Annotated in this window: 15 protein-coding genes; 5 read left to right on the top strand and 10 right to left on the bottom strand. The window is 67.0% G+C overall.

Going from position 1 to position 15,162, the window contains the following annotated elements:
* Positions 1-116 precede the first annotated feature (116 nt).
* Genes ABDJ40_RS10780 through ABDJ40_RS10795 form a run of 4 tightly spaced genes read right to left on the bottom strand, consistent with a single transcriptional unit; the run spans position 117 to position 3,947 of the window.
* Positions 117-1,289: a DJ-1/PfpI family protein gene (locus tag ABDJ40_RS10780; protein WP_347609509.1), complete on the bottom strand. Its 1,173-nt coding sequence runs from the start codon at positions 1,287-1,289 to the stop codon at positions 117-119.
* Positions 1,290-1,322: 33 nt separating this feature from the next.
* Positions 1,323-1,790 (bottom strand): FixH family protein, encoded by a 468-nt coding sequence (locus tag ABDJ40_RS10785; RefSeq protein WP_269630122.1) that lies wholly within the window; start codon positions 1,788-1,790, stop codon positions 1,323-1,325.
* A 43-nt stretch (positions 1,791-1,833) separates the two neighbouring features.
* Positions 1,834-3,246 (bottom strand): ABC transporter permease, encoded by a 1,413-nt coding sequence (locus tag ABDJ40_RS10790; protein WP_347609512.1) that lies wholly within the window; start codon positions 3,244-3,246, stop codon positions 1,834-1,836.
* Positions 3,243-3,947, bottom strand: coding sequence for an ABC transporter ATP-binding protein (locus ABDJ40_RS10795; RefSeq protein WP_347609514.1), 705 nt, complete (start codon positions 3,945-3,947; stop codon positions 3,243-3,245). The genes ABDJ40_RS10790 and ABDJ40_RS10795 overlap by 4 nt, the downstream gene beginning before the upstream one ends.
* 315 nt (positions 3,948-4,262) lie before the next feature.
* Between ABDJ40_RS10795 and ABDJ40_RS10800 the strand changes: the two genes are divergently transcribed.
* The gene (locus tag ABDJ40_RS10800; RefSeq protein WP_269630119.1) at positions 4,263-4,745 is read left to right on the top strand and encodes a ParB N-terminal domain-containing protein; all 483 of its coding nucleotides are present in this window, start codon (positions 4,263-4,265) and stop codon (positions 4,743-4,745) included.
* Positions 4,746-4,944: 199 nt separating this feature from the next.
* Here ABDJ40_RS10800 and ABDJ40_RS10805 read toward each other — a convergent pair whose 3' ends face one another.
* From ABDJ40_RS10805 to ABDJ40_RS10830, 6 genes are all read right to left on the bottom strand, one after another.
* Positions 4,945-5,157 carry a hypothetical protein gene (locus tag ABDJ40_RS10805; protein ID WP_347609517.1) on the bottom strand — a complete coding sequence of 71 codons (213 nt, stop codon included), beginning with the start codon at positions 5,155-5,157 and terminating at the stop codon, positions 4,945-4,947.
* 238 nt (positions 5,158-5,395) lie between these two features.
* Positions 5,396-5,884, bottom strand: a complete 489-nt coding sequence (locus tag ABDJ40_RS10810) for an outer membrane lipoprotein (RefSeq protein ID WP_347609519.1) — start codon at positions 5,882-5,884, stop codon at positions 5,396-5,398.
* A gap of 221 nt (positions 5,885-6,105) precedes the next feature.
* Positions 6,106-7,950: a hypothetical protein gene (locus tag ABDJ40_RS10815; RefSeq protein WP_347609521.1), complete on the bottom strand. Its 1,845-nt coding sequence runs from the start codon at positions 7,948-7,950 to the stop codon at positions 6,106-6,108.
* Between the two features lie 204 nt (positions 7,951-8,154).
* On the bottom strand, positions 8,155-8,295 hold the full coding sequence (locus tag ABDJ40_RS10820) for a hypothetical protein (protein ID WP_347609523.1): 141 nt from the start codon (positions 8,293-8,295) through the stop codon (positions 8,155-8,157).
* 72 nt (positions 8,296-8,367) lie between these two features.
* Entirely contained in the window at positions 8,368-8,541 is a 174-nt protein-coding gene (locus ABDJ40_RS10825; RefSeq protein WP_347609525.1) for a hypothetical protein, read from the bottom strand.
* 66 nt (positions 8,542-8,607) lie between these two features.
* Complete coding sequence (locus ABDJ40_RS10830; RefSeq protein WP_347609527.1) at positions 8,608-9,165, bottom strand: HNH endonuclease; 558 nt, start codon at positions 9,163-9,165, stop codon at positions 8,608-8,610.
* 383 nt (positions 9,166-9,548) lie between these two features.
* Between ABDJ40_RS10830 and ABDJ40_RS10835 the strand changes: the two genes are divergently transcribed.
* From ABDJ40_RS10835 to ABDJ40_RS10850, 4 genes are all read left to right on the top strand, one after another.
* A complete protein-coding gene (locus ABDJ40_RS10835) occupies positions 9,549-10,310 on the top strand; it encodes a TetR/AcrR family transcriptional regulator (RefSeq protein WP_347609529.1) in 762 nt (253 codons plus the stop codon).
* Between the two features lie 32 nt (positions 10,311-10,342).
* Positions 10,343-12,133, top strand: coding sequence for an acyl-CoA dehydrogenase C-terminal domain-containing protein (locus ABDJ40_RS10840; protein ID WP_347609531.1), 1,791 nt, complete (start codon positions 10,343-10,345; stop codon positions 12,131-12,133).
* A gap of 119 nt (positions 12,134-12,252) precedes the next feature.
* Positions 12,253-12,693: a DUF2147 domain-containing protein gene (locus ABDJ40_RS10845; RefSeq protein ID WP_347609533.1), complete on the top strand. Its 441-nt coding sequence runs from the start codon at positions 12,253-12,255 to the stop codon at positions 12,691-12,693.
* Positions 12,694-12,759: 66 nt separating this feature from the next.
* Positions 12,760-15,156: a 3-hydroxyacyl-CoA dehydrogenase/enoyl-CoA hydratase family protein gene (locus ABDJ40_RS10850; RefSeq protein WP_347609535.1), complete on the top strand. Its 2,397-nt coding sequence runs from the start codon at positions 12,760-12,762 to the stop codon at positions 15,154-15,156.
* The last annotated feature ends 6 nt before the right edge of the window (positions 15,157-15,162 follow it).

A 15,162-nucleotide genomic window follows, 5' to 3' on the forward strand; every position in this document is an offset into this window, starting at 1 on the left:
CGCCGCCTGCTGGGCGCGCTTGCCGGATGGCGCGGGGCTCTCAGGGAAACGCCGGACCGCCCCAGGCTTTCTGCCCCCTCGGGGGGCCCGACACCTGGTGGCGGGTCTGGGGGCTTTCAGTAACCGGGGTATTCCATCTGCAGCGCCACCCAGGCGGCGGTGCGCGGACCGTAGTCGCTGGCAATGCCCTTGAGCGCCTGGTCCAGCGCCTGCAGGGGTTCGTTGGCATCGGGGGCGGACAGCATGCGGCGCGGGGCATCGGTGCCCATCACGCGGTCGGGCACGATGCTCAGGCCGCGCCGCGACTTGACGAGGCCGGGGCGGGGCGCCACGGCCAGGGCGGTGGAGCGGTAGGTGGCGGAGTAGACCTCGGCCTTGAGCGCCAGCGCGATCTCGTCCACGCCCTGGTCCACCGGGATGCCGACGTCCTCGTGGGACCAGAAGGCGATGGCATTGCCGCCGATGGTGAGCTTGTGCTTCCAGCTCATCTGGAAGCGCTCGCTGGGGTGCTGGGCGGACCAGGCCATGCCGGCCCCGCCCAGTTCGCGGGCCAGCTGCGTGGCGCGTTCGGTGCCCGCCATGGCCTCGACCAGGGCCAGCGAGACGGGGATGGTCGCACTGACACCCGTGGTGGTGATCACGCGGCCGTCCTCGACGTAGCGCAGCTGCTGCTGCCACTGCACCTGGGGGAATTTCTTGCGGAGGTCTTCGCGCGAGTACCAGTGGCCGGTGGCGCGGCGCCCGTCCAGCAGGCCGGCGCGGGCCAGCACCCAGACGCCGTCGCACACGCCGACGATGGTCGCGCCCTTGGCCGCCTGGGACTTGACCCAGGCCAGCAGCGCGGGGTCGTCGTCCTTGTGCACGGCGGGCACGATGACGTAGTCGGCGCCCTCCGGGTGTTCCTGGTCGAAGCGGGCGGTGGTGGCCTGCGGCTCCACGTTCATCGGCGCCGGGAACATGCGGATGGGACCCGGCTGCGTGGCCAGGGCCTGCACCTCGGCGACGCCCGCGGCGCTCAGCACGCCGTAGGGCAGCACGTAGTCGGTGAGCTCGGTGTAGTAGTTCTCGGCGACGATGGCCACCAGCGGCTTGCTGCGCCCCAGGCGGGGGCGGTAGGGCGTCAGCCGGTTCTGGGAGGGGTGGACCTCGGCGGGCGCCGACACACGGGCAAGGGCGGGGCTCACGGCAGGGGCGGCAGCGCTGGCCGAGGCGCCCTGGGCCTGAACCGGGGACCCGGCCAGCAGCCCCAGGGCCAGCAACAGGAGCAGGGGAGTCTGGAAGCGGCGCATGCGGTCGTCCTGCGGGAAGGCGGGTGCGCGGCCTCAGGAGGCCGAGGGCGGCAGCACGGTGTTGAAGGTGATGCGATCGGCGCCGCGGGCGGACTGCACCTCCAGCTTGATCTCCCACCAGCCGGTCATGTTGAACTTCATGCCCTCCAGCACGTAGGCGCCGGGCGCGCCACCGGCGCTGACGCGCGGCTGCGTGGGGAAGCCATGGCCGTGCTCGGGCATGCCGCCGTCCACCGCGATGCGGGCGTCGGGCACGGGCTGGCCGTTGGCGTCCAGCAGGCGGATGTTCCAGCTGTGGATCTTGTTGACGCGCAGCGGCTCGGCGGGCGGGCTCAGCTCGACGCGGTAGGTGCCGCCGTCGGTGTTGCGCTGCAGGGCCAGGTTGAGGTCGGGGGAGGGGTGCGATGCCATCTGCCCGTGGTTCATGTCGCCATGCGGGGCGCAGGCGCCCAGCGCCAGGGCGGAGATCAGCAGGGGCAGCAGACGGTGGACGGTGGTCATGGGAAGGGCTCCGCGATGAGGGGACGAAGGCAATGGGTCAGGGTCAGACGTGGCGCAGCGCGTCCACGATGTTCTGGCGGGCGGCGCGCAGCGAGGGCAGCCAGGCCGAGAGCGAGGCGACGAGGATCAGGCCCACCGTCGTGCCGGCGATGAGGCCGGTCTCGCCCCAGACCCGGATGATCAGGGGCACCGGCGAGCGGCCGGGCGGCGTCCAGGTCAGGCCGCTGTGGTTGATGAGGCCGGCCAGGCTGGCCGCGATGCTCACGCCCAGCACGGCGCCCACGATGCCCAGCAGCAGGCCTTCCTGCATGAAGAGCCGGCGCAGCTTGGCGCGGCGCAGGCCCATGGCGCGCAGGGTGCCGATTTCCACGGTGCGCTCGATCACTGCCATGCTCATGGTGTTGCCCACGGTGAAGAGCACGATGGCGGCGATCAACAGGGCCACGAAGCCGAAGAGCGTCGCGAACATGGCCAGGGCCTGGCCGTAGAAGGGGTTGAGCGCGCTGAAGTCCAGCACCTCGACGGGCTCCTGCGGGAAGCGCTCGGCCAGCAGCTTTTCCAGGCGTGCCTTGGCGGCGGGAATCTGATCGGTGTGCTGCAGCTGCAGCACGATGGCCGTGGCCTTGGGCGCCTCCTTGCCGAAGACCAGCTGCTGGGCCTGGGCCAGGTGCAGGCCCACGTAGACGTCGTCGAACTCCTTGACGCCCTGCTCCTCGGCCTTGACCACCTGCAGGCGGGCCACATTGGGGGCGCCCTGCGCCGTGGCGGCCAGCATCTCGATGGCGGCGGCCGAGGACGGTGCGGCGGTGGCCGGGCCATTGGCCAGCGTGCCGAGGTCGGCGATGTCGGCGGGCAGGTCGGCGGGCACGTCGGTCCTGGCATTGGCGGTGGCCGCGGGCTTCACGGCGGCGCCCTGGCAGTCCTGCAGTTTCAGCGGGCCGCACAGCTGCAGCACGCGAGCCAGGCCGGTGCCCAGCACGGCGGTCTCGGGGCCGGTGCCGGTCAGGGCCATCTGGGGCACCTGCACGGGAAAGTCGTAGCCGTTCCAGGCGCGCATGCGGTTCTGGTCTTCGACGACCACGCCCAGGCCCAGGGCCGTGCGCGACACGCCGGCGCCGAAGTTGCCGGCGATGCCCTGCAGCTGCAGGGTCGGCGTGGCCACCAGCACCAGGGGCTTGAGCACCGGGTCCTGCTGGATGGCGGCGATGATCTCGCGGTACTGTGCCAGGCCGTAGGCGGCCGGGTTGCCGCTGCCGTAGCGGTAGTAGCCCTCGCGCTGGATCTGCAGGTGGCCGCCGTACTTCACGTAGTCGGTCTGCAGGCCGTAGGTGATGTTGCGGCTGTAGCCGCCGAAGAGCAGCACCGCGTTGGCGCCGACGATCATGGCCAGCAGCGTGGTGATGGAGCGGCGGCGGTTGCGCAGCAGATTGCGCCAGGCCAGGGAGAGCGTGTTCATGCGGCCACCTTCAGGGCGTCGGCGCGGCGCAGCTCGACGATGCGGCCGTCCTTGATGCGGACCGTGTCGTCGGCAGCCGCGAGGACCTGCGGATCATGGGAGGAGATGACGAAGCTGACCTGCTGCTCGCGCTGCAGCTGGCGCATCAGCTCGATGATGCTGGCGCCGGTCTGGCTGTCGAGGTTGGCCGTGGGCTCGTCGGCCAGCACCAGCTGCGGGCGCGCCGCCAGCGCACGGGCGATGGCCACGCGCTGGCGCTGCCCGCCCGAAAGCTCGCCGGGGCGGCGCCGGGCCTGCTCGGACAGGCCCACGGCGGCCAGCATCTCGGCGGCGCGCGCCTTGCGCTCGGCCTTGTCCATGCCCAGCATCACCAGCGGGTACTCGACGTTCTCCGCGGCATTGAGCACCGGCAGCAGGTTGAAGTTCTGGAAGACCACGCCCAGGTGGCGGGCGCGGAAGTCGGAAAGCTGGTCGTCGTCCATCGCGACGATGTCGTGGCCGGCCACGTGGATGCGGCCGGCATCGGGGCGGTCCAGGCCGCCGATGAGGTTGAGCAGGGTGGTCTTGCCGCTGCCGGAGGCGCCGCTGATCACGGTCAGCAGGCCGGCGCGCAGCTCCAGGTTGATGTCCTGGAGCGCGGCAACGCCCACGGCATCGAGGTGGTAGGTCTTGGCGACGGCGTGGAGGTGCACGGCGATCATGGTGGGCCTGCGAAGTTCTGGGGGCTGTCGGGCGTGGGATCCAGCACGCAGGGGCATCCCGTGCAAGGCTGGCGTCGACCGGGCCGAAGGATAGCGAAGGGTGCAAGCCGGGAAACCTGTTCGTTCGTACATCCTGCGGCCGGCTTTTGGGCGGGACATTTGCCGCGGCTTTGGTGAAAATCCAGGCGCACCGGCAGCGCGTTAGCAGCCGCCGGGCCAGGGAGCCAAGAATGAGTCCGAACCGCCCGCCGCAGGTCCTGCCGACCCGCCGCCCCTTTCACCCCGTCCCGCTTCTTTGCCGAGTGAGCTGACACCATGACGGAGACAGTCCACCGCATCTTCGCTCCCCCCGCCGAGGCTGGCGGCGACCTGGAGCAGGCCAACACCGACGCCGTGCGCAGCCAGGTGCGCTACCTCGTGGCCGTGCGCCCCATCGAGTTCTTCCGCCAGTCGGAGGTCATTGACGACGCGCATGTGCAGGAGCTGGCGAACCGCATCTCGGCCCTGGGCCTGTGGACCTCGGCCCTGCCCGTGGAGGCCGGCAGCGGCTATGTGATGGACGGCAACCACCGGCTGGCCGCCGCGCGCCTGCTGGGCCTGCGCCGCCTGCCCTGCATCCCCCTGCAGTACGGTGACAAGCGCATCGACGTGCGCTGCTGGGCCTCGGGCCGCGGCTATACCCTGGGCGAGCTGATGAGCTTTGTGGAGAGCGAGCAGCTGCTGCCCTACAAGACCACCCGGCATGCCTTCATGCCCAATCTGCCCGAGACGGAGATCTCGGTGGGCCTGCTGCGCTGAGCCGCTGGGCCGGGGCCCGCACGGCGCCCTTTGGTGTTGACTGGGCACCTTGGCGCCTGGGTGTGTTGACGGGGCGCCTCGGCGCCCGGGTGTGTTGACTGGGAACCTCGGTGCCAACGTGCGTTGAAGGGGCACCTCGGTGCCCTGCGTTGAATGCCGCCGTCCGCGGCCCGCCTGATTCCCGCTTCCGGTGCCGGGCTCAGTTGGGGGGGAGGCGGTCCAGCAGCTCGGTGTCCACCAGCTCCATCGGCGTCAGCTGGTCGAAGCCGGATCCCACCTCCAGCCATTCCGCCAGGGTGCTGTCATGCACTTCCAGCCCCTCCAGGGAGGCGGGCAGCTCATGCAGTTCCGGGTGCTGGGAGGCACGGACTTGATAGGGGGCGAAGTAGAAGTCGAGGCTGAGGCTGGGCATGTCGGGGACTCACGACGCTGGCGATGGGGCGAAGCATCGCTGCTTGCGGGCCTCACGGCAGCCCCCCCTGAAGGGCGTCCCCAGGATGCGGGGGGCCGGTCGTCACCCTCGACCGGGCCGGCCCGGAGGCAGACCGCGTGCCAGGACCCATGCAAAAGGCCCGCGGTGCGGGCTTGACGAGCCGGCACGACGGGCCTCGGGGCTTGGCAGGCTCAGTCCCTGAGCCTGGGGGCAAGGATCAGTGGGCGGGCGCGGGCTGGCTCACCACGGGAGCGCGGCTCACACGCGTCTTGCCGCCGGTCGTCACCAGGATGACCGGATCGCCCGCGACGAAGTTCTCCTGGCCCTTGGCCTGCACCACGGAGCGGCGTTCGCCATTGCGCAGCTGCACCAGGATCTCCAGGGCCTCCTCGCGGGTGGCGCTGCGCTCGATGGCATTGCCGATCACGGCACCGGCCACGGCGCCCAGCACGCCCACGACCTGGCCCTCGCGACGGCCGCCCACCGAGGAGCCGGCCACCGCGCCCACCACGCCGCCGGTCACGGCACCGGCGCCGCTCTGGCTGCCGTCCACGGTCACGGGGCGCACGCTCAGCACGGTGGCGTCGACGACTTGGGACATGCGTTGCGCTTCATTGCGCGAGACGACGTCCGGGTTGCTGGTGGAGCAGGCGCCGAGCAGGCTGAGGGCGAGGACGCTGGCGCAAAGGGTGAAGGTCTTGTTCATGTGGATGGTTCTCCGGCAGGTGTCTTGTGCCTCCAACGCGATGCCGGTGGCGTTGACGGCTGATGCAACTTTACCCAGCGAAGGCCGCCGCTGGCTGTGGCGCGCGTGGCGAGCAGGTCGGAGTATTGTGTACGTTTTGTGACGACAGGCGCGTGGCGTGCCGCCGTGCTGCGTGTGCCCTTCGATGGATGGCCAGCGCTCGCCCGGATCTGGTCAGGCTTCTATTCAAGGTGCTTGGTGCGCCACGCTTTCAGCAGGCCTTGCAGATGATAGATGTGATCCTTTGAGAGAGGCGAGGCTTCCGCCAGCGGAGAAAATTTGGCTTCCCGTGAGTCGACGTGATTTTCTTCTGAATCAAGCAATTGCCATGATATTTTTATTGAGTTGTAGGCGTGGGCGGCCTTCCCGGTTCGGTCACTGGCGCTCCATGTGACATTCAGGCGCAAATCCTTTTCTTTGAGAAATTTCCCTGCGGCGGCAATATTGGACTCGAACGGCATCATGAACGTGTTGCAGTCTCGTGTGCCGAGTACCAGGTTGCTCGCATTGGTCGGGCCACCGAGCGATGCCGCCCGAATGTGTAGCCATTCCCAACGCCGGCGCGCTGCGTCGGTGATATTGTGGTGAAGTGCATATATATTGGCGCTGACATTTTCCATTGCGGCGATTTGACCGTCCCCTCGGCCGGCAGATGCGATGGGGTTGGATTTGCTGTACTTTGCCGTGTGTTCGTCTTTGCCGCCATTTTTGTCGAGGGCTGCTATGGAGCTGCTCTTGCTTTTGAGGTTTTTTGATTTCTCGTATGGATTTGAGTCGCCCTGGTGGTTTGAGCTTGTGTAGGCAACGTGTCCCGGCTTGCCAATTGGTCCTTTTCCAATATCTGCTTTCCAAATCCATTCAGTATCATCGGAGGGATCTTCTTTCTTGAACTTGCATTCAATGGCTTCTGCCCGGCCAGCTGCAGAAAATCCTCCGCCTGACTCTGCCGACAAGGCTGTGAATACCATTTCAATTTTTCGAAGGTAGGCTCGGGCATTGTCATCCTTCTCCGGCGGGGCAGCCTCCCATTTTTTGACGGTTTCAATATCTAGAGAGTCCATTTTCCAGGCGGCCTCGTCTTGTTTTTCGATGCGCTTCATTTCAGTTGGAGAAGCTTTTTTGAGTTCATCCTTTGCGGCTTGCAGCTCACGCAGAAAATTGGGCAGCTGTTCTTGGAGGAGTTTTACTCGTGGCAGTCGGGACGGATCATCTTTGAACGCGGTCGCCAGGTTTTCAAGGGATTTTTCCGCGCCTTCTATGATGTTGTCTATGTATTCAGGGATGCCAGGCTTTTTGGTTGTGTCGGTTTTGTCGGTTTCTTTGGGTTCTTCGTCAGTTTGACCTTGTTGGGCGGGTGCGGTGCCCTGCGTGTTATTTTCAGGGAGGGTGATTTTTTCGGGCGGCAGTTGCGCTGCGTCTGAACTATGACTGCTTGCGCTTGCATTCGGCTGGTCTGCGACGGGTGGGGTAGCCTGGCGGGATTTCTCCTCTTCGGAGATGAGGGCAGTGATGGCTTTTACGTTCCTCAGTGAGGCAAGGTAGCCGGCTCTTGCCTTTATGTGGGTGTTCAGCCAATGGGAAAGAGAGTGCTCGGTATCTGAGTTCCTGTCGTCGATGAACTCTTGAAGGTGCCCGGGGAGGTGCCATGCAATGCGTTGCTGTGCGTTGTCCAGCGACCCGTCATCGATGACGGTCTTCTCCTTGTTGCAAGTGAATTTGCCCTGCAGCGTGGGCTGGTCTCCGTCGTCCAGGGGGCCAGGCGCCGGAAGGGGCTGCGCGGCGCTTCCTGCGGTGAGATCGATCCCGGACCCGACGCTTGCCTGGGCCACGCCCTCACCTTCGCCTGGCGCCACCGGATCCCCACGTAGCGCTGCGATGCAGCGGCGCTGCGCGATCAGCCGGGGCGACTGCCGGGTCTTGGCTTGCAGCGCGTTCAGGGGCTCCGGCCCGGGAGGCGTCGCGGCAGGGGCCTGCGCCGATGCGGGCAGAGGGGCGTGTCGGGGGCCACGATCGTCAGGAGTCTTCACGGCTGTCTCCGGCTCGGACGGTTCTGCCCCTGATCTTTTCTGGCTTGGCGCAGTCGAACAATCGGCCAATAGCTGATTTTTGGGGGGCATGTCTCTGCCCGAGCCAGGCGCCGTGGAGATGGCGGCGCTGACACCCTGAGTGCTCGACCCCGGCGTCCAAGTGGACGCCACCGAGCGTCTGGAGATGGTGCAGGGGGCGCAGGCCTACAGATGGCTGTCGGCGTAGATCGCCATGGCCTCAGCCAGGAAGGGGAACAGGCCGGGGTCGTAGGCATCGTGGAAGGCCTTCATGGCCGGGCTTTCGGCGTAGAAGAGGCGGGGGGCCAGCGCGCAAGGCTCGGCCATCAAGGCCTGGCTCGGTGGAGATGCGGCGGGATGGGCCTGCGTCAGGGAGGTGAGCCTCCTGTACGCCCCCCGCTACTCGTAGGTCAGGACGGGCTCGCGGAGCGCTGCCAGGTACAGCTCGCAGTTCAGCTGAAGCGCGTCCAGGTCTGGCGCGGCGGGAAACGACGGCTCGGCGCTGTAGCCCTGCACCCGTCCGTCGTCATCGTCATGGACCTCGTAGATGGCAAGTTCACCCTTGCGGTTCATGACGCGGCAATTCCAGGGCATGGGCAACTTGCAGCAGTGGATCAAGCCCGGAATGCTAGCGCCGCGCTATCCGTGCAGCCGGCTGCTCCTGGGCACGCTCGCCAGCAGGAACTCCATCTGGTCCGCCAGGATGCGGCGGCCGCGCAGGATCATGTCCTCATGCAGGCTGGGCACGTAGGGCAGGTAGAGCAGGCTCATGCGCGCCTCCTCGGGCAGGCGGTCGGCCTTGCGGCCGTTGCAGCTGCGGCAGGCGGTGATGCAGTTCATCCAGCTGTCGCGCCCGCCGCGGGAGCTGGGGACGATGTGCTCGCGGGTGAGGTCGTCCTCGGGGAAGGCGCGGCCGCAGTAGGCGCAGAGGTAGCGGTCGCGGGCGAAAAGCTTGTGGTTGGAGAGGGCGGGTTCCTGGCGCCAGGCCCGGGAGGGCACGGCCCCGCGCACGGCGATGATGGGGTGGACCTCGATGCGCGACTGCAGCCCCGTGCGACGCTGCAGCCCGCCGCGCAGGACCTGGCAGGGCTCGCCCAGCGTCCAGGCGATGCCGTCATTCGCATAGAGGGCGGCCGCGTCCCGGGTGGTGATCCAGGCCTGCGGTCGCCCCGAGACATCCAGTTGCAGAACATCCACGGCGCTGACCTCCAAGCCTGCAGCGTACTGCAGGTCCGCCAACGGACTCAAGGCGTCAGCCCCGAAGCGGCCTGCATTCATGGGCTTTGTGGGCAGGCGGCGACCCCGTCAAGCGCCTGTCATGGGGGCCGCGCAGACTGGCGGGTCCGCGCCTTGCCGGGGCGGGGAGCCGGGGCCCTTGGAGACGCTGCCTGCCAGTCTTTGCTGCTGCACCGCAGCAAATCTCAGGGTTCTCCCTGAAGCCGGGCCGCCGAGCGTGCGCTTCTAGGCGGATGCCCCTAGAAAGCCGGGTGCGAGGCTTGTGCAGCACACGGTCTTTTGGGCAAAAATAGAACGATCGTTCGTTTTATTATTGACGCCCTCAGCGCTCACGAAAGACCACCGTGCCCACCGCCACCCCGCCCGCCAGCCAGCCCGAGACCCGGGCTCCGCGCCGCGCCGTCCGCTCCCTGCAGAAGGGGCAGCAGACGCGTGCCGCCATCCTGGAGGCGGCCCTGGGACTGGCCTCGCACATGGGCCTGGAGGGCCTGTCCATCGGCGCGCTGGCCGATGTGACCAAGATGAGCAAGTCCGGCGTCTTCGCCCATTTCGGTTCCCGCGAGGAACTGCAGATCGCGGTGGTGCGTGAGTATCACGCCAAATTCGAGGAAGAGGTCTTCTTCACGGCGATCCGCGAACCGCGTGGGCTGCCTCGCCTGCGCGCCCTGTACGAGCGCTGGGTGCGCCGCGTGTCGGTGGAAATCGACTCGGGCTGCATCTACATCTCCGGCGCCGTCGAGTTCGACGACCGCCCCGGCCCCGTGCGTGACGCTCTGGTCTCCATGGTCAAGGCCTGGCACGCAGCCCTGCACAAGGCCATCCTGCTGGCCAAGGAAGAAGGTCACCTCGGCCCGGATGCTGACGCCCTGCAGATCCTCTTCGAGCTGCACGGCCTGATCCTCTCGCTTCACCACGACGCGCGCTTCATGCGCAGCCCCGGCGCGCTGGATCGCGCCGGCAAGGGTTTTGAGCGCGTCATCGCCTCCTGCATCACGCCGCTGGGCCAACAGGTCGACCGCGGCGATGCGATGCGGGGGGCCGAAACCCACGCCCCCGACACGGGGTCCAAGTCCCGCGGCGCTGCCACTTCCCGCAAGCGCAGCTGATCTCTCACCACAAGTCCATCCAGGAGCCGACCATGCCCACCTATACCCCTCCCCTGCGCGACATGCAGTTCGTGATGCACGAGCTGCTGAATGTGGTTGACGAGCTCAAGATGCTCCCCGCCCATGCCGACATCGACGCCGACACCATCAACGCCGTGCTGGAAGAGGGCGGCAAGTTCTGCGCCGAGGTCATCGCCCCGCTGAACCTCAGCGGTGACGCCGAAGGCTGCAAGCTGGACAAGACCACCCACGAGGTCACCCCGCCCAAGGGCTTCAAGGAAGCCTACAAGCAGTACGTGGAAGGCGGCTGGCCCGCGCTGTCCTGCGACCCGGCCTATGGCGGCCAGGGCCTGCCGGTGCTGGTGAACCAGGGCATGTACGAGATGATGAACTCGGCCAACCAGGCCTGGACCATGTACCCCGGCCTGAGCCACGGCGCCTACGAGGCCCTGCATGCCCATGGCACGCCCGAGCAGAAGTCCACCTACCTGACCAAGCTGACCAGCGGCGAGTGGACCGGCACCATGTGCCTGACCGAACCGCACTGCGGCACCGACCTCGGCCTGCTGCGCACCAAGGCCGAGCCCCAGGCTGACGGCACCTACAAGATCACCGGCGCCAAGATCTTCATCTCGGCCGGCGAGCACGACCTGGCCGCGAACATCGTCCACCTGGTGCTGGCCCGCCTGCCGGACGCTCCCGCCGGCTCCAAGGGCATCTCCCTGTTCATCGTGCCCAAGTTCCTGGTGAACGCCGACGGCACCCTGGGCGCGCGCAACGGCATCTTCTGCGCCGGCCTCGAGCACAAGATGGGCATCCACGCCAACTCCACCTGCCAGATGGTGCTGGAAGGCGCCATCGGCACCATGGTGGGCGAGCCCAACAAGGGCCTGGCCGCCATGTTCGTGATGATGAATGCCGCCCGTCTGGGCGTGGGCAACCAGTCCCTGGGCCTGACCGAGGTGGCCTATCAGAACGCCGCCGCCTACGCCAAGGACCGCATCCAGATGCGCGCCCTGTCGGGCCCCAAGGCCCCGGACAAGGCTGCCGACCCCATCATCGTGCACCCCGACGTGCGCAAGATGCTGCTGACCGCCCGCGCCTATGCCGAAGGCGGCCGTGCGCTGTCGACCTACGTCGCGCTGCAGCTGGACAAGGCCCTGAGCTCGGACGACGAAGACGAGCGCAAGGAATGCGAGGCCGAAGTCGCGCTGCTGACCCCCATCATCAAGGCCTTCCTGACCGACAACGGCTGGATCGCCACCTCGCACTGCATGCAGGTCTTCGGCGGCCACGGCTTCATCCACGAGTGGGGCATGGAGCAGTTCGTGCGCGATGCGCGGATCAACATGATCTACGAGGGCACCAACACCATCCAGTCCTTGGACCTGCTGGGCCGCAAGGTGCTGGGCAACAACGGCGCCACGCTGAAGAAGTTCGGCAAGAAGATCGCCAGCTTCGTCGAGGAAGAGGGCACCAGCGAAGCCATGCAGGAGTTCATCAACCCGCTGGCTGACCTGGGCGACAAGGTCACCAAGCTGACCACCGAGATCGGCATGAAGGCCTTCCAGAACCCCGATGAAGTCGGTGCCGCCGCGGTGGACTATCTGCGCGTCGTGGGCCATCTGTGCTTCGCCTACTTCTTCGCCCGCTCGGCCAAGATCGCCCTGGAGAAGCAAGGCAGCGGCGACCCCTTCTACACCGCCAAGCTGCACACCGCCCGCTTCTACTTCGCCAAGCTGCTGCCCGAGACGGCCTCGCTGATCCGCACCGCGCGTGCCGGCCTGCAGCCGCTGATGGCCATGGACGAAGCCCTGTTCTGAAGACAGGGTCAATGAAGGACCTGGCATTGCAGAGCAGGAAAGGCTCTGCGATGCTGGCGCTCCCGAAGCCCCGCCTCGGAGAAGGTGGGGCCCTCACATAAAACACAGGAGACTCGCCCATGACACGTGCCCTTGCCACTTCCCTGATCGCCACCGTGCTGCTCGCCGCACCCGCCTGGGCCCAGAGCTCGCCGGTGGGCCTGTGGAAGACCATCGATGACGACGGCAAGACCGAGAAGTCCCTGGTGCGCATCAGCGAAAGCAATGGCGTGCTGGTCGGCAGCATCGAGAAGATCTTCGATCCCACGCACCTGGACTCCAAGTGCGATCTCTGCAAGGACGATCGCAAGGACAAGCCGGTGCTGGGCCTGCAGATCATCCGCGGCGTCAAGCACGATGCCGACGACAAGGCGCTGTGGACCGGTGGCGAGATCCTCGATCCCAACAACGGCAAGACCTACCGCACCCGGCTCAAGCCCATCGAAGGTGGCAAGAAGCTGGAGATGCGCGGCTACGTGGGCTTCTTCTACCGCACCCAGGTCTGGGTCCGCGTCGAGTAATGCCTCCAGCGGACGCGGCCTGTCGAAGGCGGCGTCCACCCCCTGAATTGAAAGAGGAGTAATTCCGTGAGTCGATTCCAAGTTCGCAAAGTCGCCGTGCTCGGCGCTGGCGTCATGGGCGCGCAGATCGCTGCGCACCTGGTCAACGTCAAGGTGCCCGTGGTGCTGTTCGACCTGCCGGCCAAGGAAGGCCCCAAGAACGGCATCGTGACCAAGGCCGTCGAAGGCCTGAAGAAGCTCAAGCCCGCTCCCCTGGGCGTGCCCGAGGACGCCGCGCTGATCCAGCAGGCCAACTACGAAGAGCACCTGGAACTGCTCAAGGACTGCGACCTCATCATCGAGGCCATCGCCGAGCGCATGGACTGGAAGCTGGATCTGTACACCAAGATCGCTCCCTTCATCGCCCCGCACGCCATCGTCGCGTCCAACACCTCGGGCCTGAGCATCACCAAGCTCTCCGAAGTGCTGCCCGAAGAGATCAAGCCGCGCTTCTGCGGCATCCACTTCTTCAACCCGCCGCGCTACATGTACCTGGTGGAGCTGATCAACACCCCGACGACCCGTCCGGAAGTGATCGACCAGCTCGAAGGCTTCGTGACCACCGCCGTGGGCAAGGGCGTCGTGCGCGCCAATGACACGCCCAACTTCGTGGCCAACCGCGTCGGCATCGCCGGCATGATGGCCACCATGATCGAGGCCGAGAAGTTCGGCCTGTCCGTCGACGTGGTCGATGACCTGACCGGCAAGAAGCTGGGCCGCGCCAGCTCCGGCACCTTCCGCACGGCCGATGTCGTGGGCCTGGACACCATGGCCCACGTCGTCAAGACCATGCAGGACAACCTGAAGGACGACCCCTTCTTCTCGACCTACGCCACGCCCAAGGTGCTGGCCGGCCTGATCGAGAAGGGCGCCCTGGGCCAGAAGTCCGGCGCCGGTTTCTACAAGAAGGTGGGCAAGGACATCCAGCGCCTGGACTTCGCCACGGGCGAGTACGTCGCCGGCGGCAAGAAGGCCGACGAGATCGTGGCCCGCATGCTGAAGAAGCCTGCAGCCGACCGCATCAAGCTGCTGCGCGAATCGAGCAACCCGCAGGCCCAGTTCCTGTGGTCCATCCTGCGTGACAGCTTCCACTACGTGGCCGTGCACCTGGCCACCGTGGCCGACACCGCCCGCGAGATCGACTTCGCCATGCGCTGGGGCTTCGGCTCGCAACAAGGTCCCTTCGAGCTGTGGCAAGCCGCCGGCTGGACGCAGGTCGCCCAGTGGGTCAAGGAAGACATCGAAGCCGGCAAGACCCTGGCCAGCGCTCCGCTGCCCGCCTGGGTGTTCGAAGGCCCCGTGGCCGAGAACGGTGGCGTGCACAGCGCCAACGGTTCCTGGAGCGCCGCCGAAGGCAAGTTCAAGCCCCGCGCCAAGCTGCCGGTGTACGAGCGCCAGGCCTTCCCCGAAGCCCTGGTGGGCGAGGGCGCTGTCGAGCCCCTGAAGGCCGGCACGGAAGAGTTCAAGAACGAGGAAGTGCGCGTCTGGAGCCTGGACGGCGAAGTGCTGATCGCCTCCATCACCGCCAAGCTGCACCTGATCAGCCCGACCGTGACCGAGGGCCTGCTGAAGGCTGTCGAGATCGCCGAAGCCAAGTACAAGGGTCTGGTGATCTGGTCGCCGGACGACGTGTTCTCCGCCGGTGCCAACCTCGAAGCCCTGATGCCCGTCTTCATGACCAAGGGCGCCAAGGGCATCGCCCCGGAAGAGAAGAAGCTGCAGGACATGATGCTGCGCGTGCGCTATGCGCAGGTGCCCGTGGTCGCCGCGATGCGCGGCCTGGCCCTGGGCGGCGGCTGCGAGCTGGCCGTGCACTGCGCCCGCCGCGTGGCGCACATGGAGTCCTACGTGGGCCTGGTGGAAGTCGGCGTGGGTCTCATCCCCGGCGGCGGCGGCCTGACCTACATTGCCCGCCGTGCCGCTGAAATGGCGGCCGCTGGCAACTCCGGTGCCGACATCTTCGCCTTCCTGAAGGACGGCTTCACCACCGCGGCCACCGCCAAGGTCGCCACCTCGGCCGTGGAAGCGCGCAAGAACGGCTTCCTGCTGGACTCCGACCTGATCGTCCCGAACAAGGACGAGCTGCTCTTCGTGGCCAGCGCCCAGGTCAAGGCCCTGGCCGACTCCGGCTACCGCGCCCCGATGAAGGCCCGCATCCCCGTGGCCGGCCGCTCCGGCATCGCCACCATCAAGGGCCAGCTGGCCAATATGCGTGACGGCGCCTTCATCAGCGAGCACGACTACCACCTGGCCAGCCTGATCGCCGACGTGGTCTGCGGTGGCGAAGTGGAAGCCGGCACCGTGGTCGACGAGGAATACCTGATGACCCTGGAGCGCAAGCACTTCTGCAGCCTGCTGGAGAACCCCAAGACGCAAGAGCGGATCATGGGCATGCTGCAAACCGGCAAGCCGGTGCGCAACTGAGCGCTT

This window comes from Roseateles flavus (assembly GCF_039872765.1).
In the GTDB taxonomy this organism is placed as follows: domain Bacteria; phylum Pseudomonadota; class Gammaproteobacteria; order Burkholderiales; family Burkholderiaceae_C; genus Roseateles_B; species Roseateles_B flavus.